General features: G+C 71.1%; 11 protein-coding genes. 8 read left to right on the top strand and 3 right to left on the bottom strand.

Features of this window, described 5'->3' with window-relative positions:
* Positions 1 to 1,581, bottom strand: a 1,581-nt coding sequence (locus tag GTW40_RS23715; protein ID WP_161182203.1) for an MFS transporter, incomplete at its 3' end; no start/stop codon positions are given.
* 135 nt (positions 1,582 to 1,716) lie between these two features.
* A complete protein-coding gene (locus tag GTW40_RS23710) occupies positions 1,717 to 2,178 on the bottom strand; it encodes a MarR family transcriptional regulator (RefSeq protein WP_161182202.1) in 462 nt (153 codons plus the stop codon).
* A gap of 191 nt (positions 2,179 to 2,369) precedes the next feature.
* Here GTW40_RS23710 and GTW40_RS23705 point away from each other — a divergent pair, with 191 nt between their 5' ends.
* The 4 genes from GTW40_RS23705 to GTW40_RS23690 all read left to right on the top strand — a co-directional run bounded on the left by GTW40_RS23705 (position 2,370) and on the right by GTW40_RS23690 (position 6,914).
* Positions 2,370 to 4,118: a hypothetical protein gene (locus GTW40_RS23705; RefSeq protein WP_161182201.1), complete on the top strand. Its 1,749-nt coding sequence runs from the start codon at positions 2,370 to 2,372 to the stop codon at positions 4,116 to 4,118.
* 182 nt (positions 4,119 to 4,300) lie between these two features.
* Positions 4,301 to 5,800, top strand: coding sequence for a cytosine permease (locus GTW40_RS23700; protein WP_161182200.1), 1,500 nt, complete (start codon positions 4,301 to 4,303; stop codon positions 5,798 to 5,800).
* The gene (locus tag GTW40_RS23695; RefSeq protein ID WP_161182199.1) at positions 5,797 to 6,366 is read left to right on the top strand and encodes an isochorismatase family protein; all 570 of its coding nucleotides are present in this window, start codon (positions 5,797 to 5,799) and stop codon (positions 6,364 to 6,366) included. The genes GTW40_RS23700 and GTW40_RS23695 overlap by 4 nt, the downstream gene beginning before the upstream one ends.
* Before the next feature lie 149 nt (positions 6,367 to 6,515).
* Positions 6,516 to 6,914, top strand: coding sequence for an SseB family protein (locus tag GTW40_RS23690; protein WP_018546259.1), 399 nt, complete (start codon positions 6,516 to 6,518; stop codon positions 6,912 to 6,914).
* Between the two features lie 229 nt (positions 6,915 to 7,143).
* On the opposite strand, the gene GTW40_RS23685 is transcribed toward GTW40_RS23690, so the two are convergent.
* Positions 7,144 to 7,539: a MarR family transcriptional regulator gene (locus GTW40_RS23685; RefSeq protein WP_161182198.1), complete on the bottom strand. Its 396-nt coding sequence runs from the start codon at positions 7,537 to 7,539 to the stop codon at positions 7,144 to 7,146.
* 229 nt (positions 7,540 to 7,768) lie between these two features.
* Here GTW40_RS23685 and GTW40_RS23680 point away from each other — a divergent pair, with 229 nt between their 5' ends.
* The 4 genes from GTW40_RS23680 to GTW40_RS23665 all read left to right on the top strand — a co-directional run.
* A complete protein-coding gene (locus GTW40_RS23680; protein WP_161182204.1) occupies positions 7,769 to 8,059 on the top strand; it encodes an ArsR family transcriptional regulator in 291 nt (96 codons plus the stop codon).
* Positions 8,060 to 8,366: 307 nt separating this feature from the next.
* On the top strand, positions 8,367 to 9,203 hold the full coding sequence (locus GTW40_RS23675) for an undecaprenyl-diphosphate phosphatase (protein ID WP_161182197.1): 837 nt from the start codon (positions 8,367 to 8,369) through the stop codon (positions 9,201 to 9,203).
* A 117-nt stretch (positions 9,204 to 9,320) separates the two neighbouring features.
* Positions 9,321 to 10,031 carry a FadR/GntR family transcriptional regulator gene (locus GTW40_RS23670; protein ID WP_161182196.1) on the top strand — a complete coding sequence of 237 codons (711 nt, stop codon included), beginning with the start codon at positions 9,321 to 9,323 and terminating at the stop codon, positions 10,029 to 10,031.
* A gap of 40 nt (positions 10,032 to 10,071) precedes the next feature.
* Positions 10,072 to 10,723: asparaginase (locus GTW40_RS23665; protein ID WP_161182195.1), on the top strand; the 652-nt coding region annotated here is incomplete at its 3' end.

Raw genomic sequence — 10,723 nt, 5'->3', positions numbered from 1 at the left:
CGCGCCGCGCGGCGAGCGGCCCACCGCCACGGCGCGGGCACCCATCCGGGCGGCGTGCTCGGCCAGCACCCGGCCCGCGGCCGCGTGATCCCCCACACTCGTCAGGACCTGGCCCGTGGCGGCGATGCCGTGCGCGGCGAGCCGGTCGAGATGCGCGGTGACGGCGGCCCGCGCCGCCTCGGCGCTCTCCGTCTCCGCCGCCTGCTCCTCCACCACGGCCGTCTCGTGCACGTGCACCACCTCCAGCGGACTGCCGGATTCGCGGGCCAGCCGGGCGGCCGCGTCCACGATCGCGTCGGCCCCCTCGTGCGCGCCCACCGCGACGACCACCGGCGGCGTGTCCGTCGTGGCCGGAGTCCCCACGGCGGTGAGCGACGGCGCCAGTGGCGCACCCTCCTCCGGGCGTGACTCGGCCTGGCGCAGCAGCCGGTGGCCGGCGGCCAGCACCGGAATCGCCAGCAGGAACGTGGCGGCGCCCAGGTAGAACGGCACGCTGAGGTCGGTCGCGTCGGCCAACCTGCCTGCCACGTAAGGCGCCAGACCGCCGCCGATGAAGCGCAGGAAACCGTAGGACGAGGAGGCCACCGGGCGTTCCACGGGGGAGACCAGCATGACGGCCTGGGTGGTCAGCGTGTTGTTGATGCCGATGAAGGCACCGCTCACGACAACCGCGGTGATCACTACCGTCGGGCTGTCCACCCCGGCCGCGATGACGGCCATCACGGCGCTGAGGCAGAGGAGATTGACGTACAGCACCGGCGCCGTGCCGAAGCGTGCCTGGAGGCGCGGGGCGAAGAACACGCTGAACGCCGCGACGAGCAGGCCCCAGCCGGTGAAGACCAACCCGAGCCGGTGGGCGTCCAGTTCCATGGGGTACGGCGCATAGCCGAGCATGGTGAAGAAGCCCCAGTTGTACAGCAGCGCCATGATGCCCATGGTCAACAGGCCCCGGTGGCGCAGGGCCTTGAGCGGGGCCAGCGGTGAGGTGGGCCGGGCGGGCTTCGGCAGGGACGGTACGAAGGCGAGCGTGGCGACCAGCGCGATCGCCATCAGCACGGCGACGCCGAAGAACGGCCCGCGCCAGCTGATCGCCCCCAACTCGCCGCCCAACAGCGGTCCGACGGCTATCCCGAGGCCGAGCGCGGTCTCGTACAGGATGATCGCCCCGCCGAAACCGCCGCTAGCGGAGGCCACGATGACGGCCAGCGAAGTCGCGATGAAGAGGGCGTTGCCCAGCCCCCAGCCCGCCCGGAAGCCGACGATGCCATTGATGGAGCCGCTGCACCCGGCGAGGGCGGCGAAGACGACGATGATCGCCAGGCCGATGACCAGCGTGCGCTTGGCGCCGAACCGGCCGGAGAACCAGCCGACCACCAGCATCGCGACCGCCGTGACGATCAGATAGCTGCTGAACAGCAAGGAGACCTGGCTGGGGGAGGCGTGCAGGCTCTGGGCCAGGGCGGGCAGGATCGGGTCCACCAGACCGATGCCCATGAACGAGATGACACAGGCGAACGCGACGGCCCAGACGGCCTTCGGCTGCCTGAACGGGCTGGCGGCCTTTCCACGCGGTGCAGTCATTACCGCTTCTCTCCAGTCATGACGTGACGGGGACAGAGACCTCAACGGGACGGAACTGACGGGGATTTGAATGTGAGGCGTTGTGTACGGGTGCGGCGTGGGCGCCTCGGCCCGGAGGGGGTCGGTGCTCCGGAGCTAGCGCGTTCCGTCCTCCTCGATCGCGCGGGTCAGCGCCGGAAGCGCCGTGCGGACTGCCGCGCGCTCCGCCTCGGGCAGTCGCTCCAGGAGCAGGCCCAGTGCCTCCGACCGCTCGGCCCGGCGCTGCCGGAACACCTCCAGGCCGGTCTCGGTGGCCTCGACCAGCACGCCCCGGCCGTCGGTGTGGTCGGCGGTGCGCCGCACCAGACCCGCGCGCTCCATACGGGTGACGAGCTGGGTCATGTTGGGCTGGGTGGCGTTCTCGGCCCGGGCCAGTTCGGTCAGCCGCTGCGGTCCCTCGCGGCCCAGCCGGCCCAGCGCCGAGGAGGCGGCGGTGCTCAGGCCGCCCGCCGTCGCGCTGCGGCGCACATAGCGCACCAGGTGCTCCACGGCGAGCATCAGATCGTCGGCCGACGTGTCGCGCCGTGGCCCGTCGGGGTCCATAACCCGCTTATGCATAACCCCATTATGCAGATACGTGTACCGTGAAGCAATAGCGGTCATCGGCCGCGCTCCGACCAGGATTTACGCCGCCGAACCACCCGGGAACCTCCCCGTAAGGGCGCCGAAACAGCGGAGAAACCGCCTGCCGCGACCCTTCCGAGCACGCCTCCGGACAGTCCGGAGCGGCCGACGGAGAGGGATCAGCCGTGACGGAGATCGTCGACAAGCAGGCCGCCCCACCGACCCCGCCCGGCAGCCGGACCTACAACGAGTGGGCCCGCAACGACACCCTGGAGGACTACTCCCTGCGCTACGCGCCGAAGTCCTTCCGCCGCTGGAGCCCCTACGTCGTGGCCACCACCGCGCTCGGCGGCATCGCCTACCTCGCGGACTTCGCCATCGGCGGCTCCATCGCCGTCTCCCACGGCTTCACCAGCGCCATGGTCGCCATCCTGACCGCGGCGGTCGTCATCTTCCTCACCGGCATCCCGATCTCGTACTACTCCGCGAAGTACTCGATCGACATGGACCTGCTGACCCGGGGCGCGGGCTTCGGCTACCTCGGCTCGACCCTCACCTCGGTCATCTACGCCAGCTTCACCTTCATCTTCTTCGCGCTCGAAGGCTCGATCATGGCGCAGGCCCTCGAACTCGGCCTGCACATCCCGCTCGCCCTCGGCTATGTCATCTGCTCCCTGGTCGTCCTGCCGCTCGTCGTCTACGGCATGACCGCGCTCTCCCGGATGCAGGTGTGGACCCAGCCGGTCTGGCTGGTGCTGATGGTCGCACCGTTCGTCTCCATCGCCATCCAAGAGCCGGAGAAATTCGGCAAGTTCACCCACTTCGCCGGGAACTCGCCCACCGGCTCCAGCCTCAGCATGATCGGCGTGGGAGCGGGCGCCGGTGTGGCCCTCTCCCTGATCGCGCAGATCGGCGAACAGGTGGACTACCTGCGCTTCATGCCCGACAAGACGGCGGCCAACGGCAGGCAGTGGTGGGCCGCCGTCCTCAGCGCCGGACCCGGCTGGGTCGTCCTCGGCGCGCTCAAGCAGATCGGCGGCGCCTTCCTCGCCTTCTACATCGCCGGCAGCGTCGGGCTCGGCATGGCCAACGAGCCGATCCAGCAGTACGTCCACGGGTTCGGCACCTTCGCCGCGCCCGTCGCCCTGGGACTCGCCACGTTCTTCGTGATCCTCTCCCAGATAAAGATCAACTCCACGAACGCGTACTCCGGCTCGCTGTCCTGGTCCAACTTCTTCTCCCGGCTGACGCACCGTCACCCCGGGCGCGTCGTCTACATCTTCCTCAACGTCGGCATCGCGCTCGCCCTCATGGAGTTCGGCGTCTTCGGCTTCCTCAACACCGTGCTCGGGTTCTACTCCAACGTGGCCATCGCCTGGATCGGCGCGGTCGTCGCGGACCTGGTCGTCAACAAGCCGCTCGGACTGAGCCCGTCGTACATCGAGTTCAAGCGGGCCCACCTCCATCACTTCAACCCGGTCGGCTTCGGCTCGATGCTGATCGCCTCGGCGGTGTCCATCGCCGCGTACTTCGGGGCCTTCGGCACGTACGGCAAGGCGTTCTCGCCGTTCGTGGCGCTGGTGCTGGCCATGGTGCTGTCGCCGCTGTTCGCGGTGGTGACGAAGGGGCGGTACTACATAGCGCGGGCGAATGACCTGGGCGAGCTGGACATGGGTGCGGCGCACATGGACGCGGCACATATGGGTGAGGTCCACATCTCCGACGCCCACATGTCCGACGCCCCCAGCACCCTCGAGTGCTCGGTGTGCGTCACCGCATTCGAGCGGCCCGACATGGCGAACTGCCCCTTCCACCACGGCGCCGTCTGCTCCCTGTGCTGCAGCCTGGAGAAGGACTGCCACGACAGCTGCAAGAACACGCGGGCCGCCGGACCCGTGGAACTCGCCATCCCCACGCTGCGCGCCACGGACTGAGCCGGACGGACCCGCCACCCGCCACCCGGCAGGCAGGCAGGCAGGCAGGCAGACAGACAGACGGACAGACGGACGGATGGCCCGGACCCGCCTCAGGACGCGGCGGGTCCGGGTCATTCCTTGTATCCCCTGGCGCCCGCGCCTAGCCTCTGGCTCGACACGTCAGGACAGGTAGGTCGACGATGACGCAGCCGCAGGACCCCCGCCACGGCGGAGCCGACCGCCAGATCCATCTGGAGACGCAGGGCCTCGACGTGATCGGCGACGCCGACCGCAAGGGCACCCCGAGCAGCCTGTTCTGGCCCTGGTTCGGCGCCAACGTCTCCGTCCTCGGGCTCAGCTACGGCGCCTTCGCGCTCGGCTTCGGCATCTCCTTCTGGCAGGCCCTCGTCGCCGGAGTGCTCGGCATCACCGCCTCCTTCCTGCTGTGCGGCCTCATCGCGGTCGCGGGCAAACGCGGCTCGGCCCCCACCATGGTCCTCAGCCGCGCCGCCTACGGCGTACGCGGCAACCGTCTGCCGTCCGTCGTCTCCTGGATACTCACCGTCGGCTGGGAGACCGTCCTCGCCACCCTCGCGACCCTCGCCACCGCGACCGTCTTCGCCCGGCTCGGCTGGGGCGGCGGCACCGAGACCAAGGCCGTGGCCCTGCTCGTGGTGGCCGCGCTCACCGTGGTCGGCGGCGTCATGGGCTTCGACCTCATCATGCGGATCCAGACGGTGATCACCCTGATCACCGGCGTACTCACCGTCATCTACATCGCCCTGGTCGCCGACCACATCGACTGGGACACCGTCAGCGCCATCCCGGCGGGCTCCGCCCAGCAGTTCATCGGCGCGCTGGTGTTCGTGATGACCGGCTTCGGCCTCGGCTGGGTCAACGCGGCCGCCGACTACTCCCGTTACCTGCCCCGCGACTCCTCCAGCCGGGGCGTCATCGGCTGGACCGCCTTCGGCGCCTCGGCGGCCCCGCTGCTCCTGCTGGTCTTCGGCCTGCTCCTCGCGGGCTCCTCCGACAAACTGAGCGAGGCCATCGCCGCCGACCCCATCGGCGCCCTGACCACCATCCTGCCCACCTGGTTCCTCGTCCCCTTCGCGCTCGTCGCCGTCCTCGGCCTGGTCGGCGGCGCCGTCCTCGACATCTACTCCTCCGGCCTCGCCCTGCTCTCCGCCGGACTGCGGGTGCCCCGCTATCTGGCCGCGTTCCTCGACGGCGTCCTGATGATCGCCGGTTCGATCTACATCGTGTTCTTCGGCGGGGCCTTCCTCGGCGAGTTCATGGGCTTCCTCACCACCCTCGGCGTGCCCATCGCCGCGTGGTGCGGGGTGATGCTCGCCGACCTCGCCCTGCGCCACCGCGACTACGACGAGGGGGACCTGTACCGCTCCGACGGCCGCTACGGCGACGCGCCCGTACTGCCCCTCGTCCTCACCGTCGGCGCGACCGCCGTCGGCTGGGGCCTGGTCACCAACACCGCCGCCGGCTGGCTCACCTGGCAGGGCTATCTGCTCGGCCCCTTCGGCCTCGGCGGCGAGTCGGGGGAGTGGGCCTACGCCAACCTCGGCGTCCTCGTCGCCCTCGCGCTCTCCTTCCTCGGCACCCTGCTGTTCGGTCGGCACCGGGTACGCGCGCAGGAGGCGGCGCCGCCGAGGCCGCCGTACGAGGGGAGCCCCGTCGTATGACCGCCCCCGCCTCGGCGCCCGCCGGTCTGCTCGCCGTCATCGACATGCAGCGCGTCTTCGCCGACCCGGGCAGCCCCTGGGGGGTGCCGCGTTTCGCCGACGCGGCGACGGGCGTACGGCACCTGCTGCCCGCCTTCACCGGCCGGACCGTCTTCACCCGCTTCCTGGCGCCCGCGCTGCCCACCGGAGCCTGGCGCGCCTACTACGCCCGCTGGCCCTTCGCGCTCCAGCCCCCGGACGCCCCGCTGTGGCGGCTCGCCGACGACTTCGCGGACCGCGCGGGACCGACCCTGGACACCGAGACCTTCGGCAAGTGGACCCCGGGACTCGCCGCCCGCCTGGCCCCGGGGGAACCGCTGGTCCTCGCGGGCGTCAGCACCGAGTGCTGTGTACTGACCACCGCCCTGGCCGCCGCCGACGCGGGCACCGAGGTACTGGTCGTCGCGGACGCCTGCGCGGGCGTGGACGACCGCGCCCATCGCGAGACCCTGCGCCTGCTGGAGCTGTACGGTCCGCTCGTCCGCGTCGTCACCACCGGGGAACTGGGCGCGGGCGACCTGCCCTGACGCCGGGGGCAGCCGGGTGCGCGGCCGCCCGTTGCGCCGTCCGGGGAATCGGACGCATGGTCCGCGCCCGACGGGGTACGCGGCGCGGGAGCGCGCCGGGCTCCCGTCCGCGTGCGTGGCCGTACGACCGCTCTACCTGGGGATGTGCCATGGAGACACCCGCTCACGACGACCACCAGACGCCGGCTCAGCAGGCTCTCGACGTGCTGGCCGTCAACACCGCCGACGAGGCGGCGCTGGACACCCTCGCGCACAGCGACGTGCTCGTCCCGATGCCGGACGACGCGGCCGAGATGGAGGGCGCCGACTCCTCGACGGTCGCCCTGCCCGTCCTGGAACAGCCCGGAGGCGAGCAGGTCGTCCCCGTGTTCACCTCGGAGATCGAGATGGCCGGGCTACTGCCGTCCATCTCCCGCTACCGGCTGATCCAGCTCGGCGCCCTTGCCGCGCAGTGGCCGGAGGAGGAACTCTCGCTCACGATCGACGGCAGCTCCGAACACGGACTGACGCTCACGTCACAGGGAGTACGGACGCTGCTCGCGCGATGAGCGGATCACCTGGAGGCGGAGCCGTGCCACATGGGCGGCTCCGCTTCGGGTGAGGCGTGCGGGCTTGTGGGGTGCGCACATGGGTCGTGCCTATGGGATGCGTACATGGGCGCCCCGCACATGGGTTGCTCCCACATAGGGCGCCCCTACATAGGCCACTCCCACATAGGTCACCCCCATATAGGGCGCACTCACACAGGCGGGGTGTCGCACCCAGAGGCCGGGCGGCTCAGTCCTCCCCGGCCAGCATCTTCTCCAGCACGGCACGCTGCAGGGGACGTACCTCGGCGTACAGATCGCGGCCCTTCCGGGTGAGCGCGACCCACACCCCGCGCCGGTCCTCCGCGCACACCGAGCGCTTGACCAGGCCCTCCTTCTCCAGGCGGCCGATCAGCCGGGACAGCGCGGACTGGCTCAGATGGACCCGGCCGACCAGGTTCTGCACCCGGCACTGATCCCCCTCAGCGGGCGACTCGGCGGCCAGGATGTCCAGCACCTCGAAGTCACTGGCACCGAGCCCGTGCGGATGCAGGACGCGATCGATCTCGCACAGGGTGCGCGCGTGGATCGCGAGGATGCCCCGCCACCGCTCTTCCAGCCGGGCGTCGGCCGTCTTGACTGCCATACCCGCACCGTAGCACCGATCCAGCCACTCCTTGAGTGTGCATGTAGTACCGGATCGAGGCCCCATGGCCCCGCCGCACAGCCTTTCCACGCCCCGTGGCCAGGGGTCCGCCACCGGCCGCGCGGAGGGGTGGGTACCGGACAACGGACACCGAGACGCGGACGCGGCGCCCCCGCCTGCGCCACAGTGGGACACGGTGCACGAGGAGCCCGGGATCGGAGGCGTACGCATGATGGGGAGGCCCTCGGGCCGCGTACGGCAGACGGTCCTGGAACTGCTCAAGGACCCGGCGGCCCACTTCCCCGAGGCGCGCCGCCGCCGCGATCCCGTCGGCACCGGGGTCACCGCGCGGGCCGTCGCCGCCCACCTCGGCCTGCCCCGCCGCACCGTCGCCGCGCACCTCGACTTCCTCGCCGGTCTCGGCCTGCTCCGCACGAGACGGCGGCGCCTGCGCGTCCACTACAGCCGCGACGAGGTCCGCATCGCCGAGGTCGCCCAGCTCTTCGAGAAGGGCTGGTGAACGGCCCGGTGCCGGTGCGGCCTCATCCCCGCCCTACGACACACCGGCTCGGGCAAAGCGGACTCGCGCGGTAAGAAGTCGTTGTGAAACGGAAAGACGGCGGGGGCGGCCGACGACCGGGACGGTAGTGGGTCCGTAACGCGCCCCCGCCCGGCACCGGCATGTGCGACTCGCTCCCCGGCCACCCCGGACGCCACCGCGCGGGGTGGGGGCTCTACGCTGCCGCCAGCACCCGGGGCCGTACGCGGCCGGGCATAGTAAGACTGACTACAGCACTGTCGACCTCCTCTCCCCAGAACTGGATTCCATGAGCGCCATCTCCGTCGGTCAAGCCGTCGTCCTCGGAGTCGTCGAGGGGGTGACCGAGTTCCTCCCCGTGTCCTCCACCGGCCACCTCAAGATCGCCGAGGGGCTCATGCACATCCCCGTCGACGACAAGTCCGTGGTCGGCTTCTCCGCCGTCATCCAGGTCGGCGCCATCGCCGCCGTGCTCGTGTACTTCTTCAAGGACATCAAGCGGATCATCACCGCCTGGTTCACCGGTCTGGTCCGTCCCCAGGAGCGCTACCACCACGACTACAAGTTCGCCTGGTGGGTCATCGCGGCGACCATCCCGATCGTGGTGGTGGGTCTGGCCGCCAAGCCGCTGATCGACGGCCCGCTCGCCTCGCTCTGGGTGGTCGCCGGTTCGCTGATCGGCGGCTCGGTCGTCATGTGGTGCGCGGACCAGATGGGCCGCCACAAGCGAGGCGAGGACGACACCTCCTTCAAGGACGCGATGCTGGTCGGCTGCTCGCAGATCCTGGCCCTGCTCTTCCCCGGCTTCTCCCGCTCAGGCGCCACCATGTCGACCGCGCTCATCCTGGACCTCGACCGGGTCGCCGCCACCCGTCTCTCCTTCTTCCTCGGCATCCCGGCCCTGACCGGCGCCGGTATCTACGAGCTGAAGGACGCCCTCGGCGCCGGTGTCGGCGCGGCCCCGCTGGCCGTCGGCACGGGTGTCTCCTTCGTCGTCGCCTACGCCTCCATCGCCTGGCTGCTCAAGTTCGTCGCCAAGCACTCCTTCAACGCCTTCGTGATCTACCGCATCATCATCGGCGCGCTGCTCTTCGGCCTGCTCGGCACCGGTGTGCTCAGCAGCTGACACCACCCTTCCGCCGCGCACGGGGTGCGGAGCCCATATGTGGGCTTCCGCACCCCGTGCGCGCTTTTGGGTGTGACGCCTTGACATGTTTTCCCCGCACACCGCAGGATCGCCTCCGTGAACCTGTCAGACAGCCAGACAACCGTCCCGGCTCCCCGGCGCGTCAGCGCCATGGAGGCGGTCCTCGGTCACCTGCGCGGCGCCATCGAACGCGGCACATACGCGATCGGCGACAAGCTGCCCTCCGAGGCCGAGCTGTGCCGCACCCTGGAGGTCTCGCGGCCCGTGCTCCGCGAGGCACTGCGCGCGCTCCAGACGATGGGTCTCACCGTCTCCCGGACCGGCAAGGGGACCTTCGTCGTCGCCAGTACGGTGGCGGACCCCACGTTCGGCGACTACACGGCCGGGCACCTTCTGGAGGCGCGCCGCCACATAGAGGTCCCGGTCGCCGGATACGCGGCCGAGCGCCGGACCCCGGAGGACCTGGAACGGCTCACCGGACTCCTGGACCGCATGGACCGGGAGACCGACACCACCGCCTGGGTCGCCATGGACACTCTCTTCCATCTGTCCGTCGCCGAGGCCGCGAAGAACCCGGTCTTCCGCAAGGTGATCGAGGAGATCCGGGACGCCCTGGCCCGCCAGTCCGCCTTCCTGACCGAGCTGGCCGGCCGCCGCGAGCAGTCCAACCGGGAACACCGGGCCATCGTCGAGGCACTGCTCGGCGGCTCCGGACCCGGCGCCGCCGAGGCGATGAGCCATCACCTCGACCGCGTCGCCACCAGCCTCGACGGCATCGTCCGTCCGCCCGCCCCCGCCGACGCGTGACCCGCGCACCGGCCCGCCCCACCTCGTGATTCAGGCAGAGATGTACAGCAGCTTCCCCGCCGGCGCCCCCGTCGTCCGCGAACCCCGCCATGTGCCCGTCGCCCACCTCGTACGCGGTGGGATCGTCGAAGGCGTCCACCACGGCTCCGTCGTCGTGCTCGGCACCGACGGCCGGGTCGAGTTCGCCCTCGGCGACATCGAGGCCGCCTTCTACCCGCGCTCGGCCCTCAAGCCCGTCCAGGCCGTCGCCATGCTGCGGGCCGGACTGCCGCTCGACGGCGAGCTGCTCTCGCTCGCCGCCGCCAGCCACTCCGGCGAGGAGACCCACCTCGCGGCCACCCGGCGCCTCCTCGACCTCGCCGGACTCACCGAGGCCGACCTGCGCAACGTCCCCGACCTGCCCTACGACCCGGTCGTCCGGGACGAGTGGGTCGCCGCCGGGCGCGCCCCCTCCCGGCTCGCCCAGAACTGCTCCGGCAAGCATGCCGCCATGCTGTGGACCGCCCGCCTCAACGACTGGTCCCTGCCCGACTACCTCGACCCGGCCCACCCCCTCCAGCAGGCCGTCGCCCGGGCCGTGGCGGACCTGACCGGGCAGCCTCCCGCCCACGTCACCGTCGACGGCTGCGGCGCGCCGCTCTTCGCCGTCTCCCTGCACGGCCTGGCCCGCGCCGCCGCCCGCATCACCACGG

Source organism: Streptomyces sp. SID4985, assembly GCF_009863025.1.
Taxonomy (GTDB): domain Bacteria; phylum Actinomycetota; class Actinomycetes; order Streptomycetales; family Streptomycetaceae; genus Streptomyces.
This window is presented reverse-complemented; position numbering and strand designations above follow the sequence as displayed.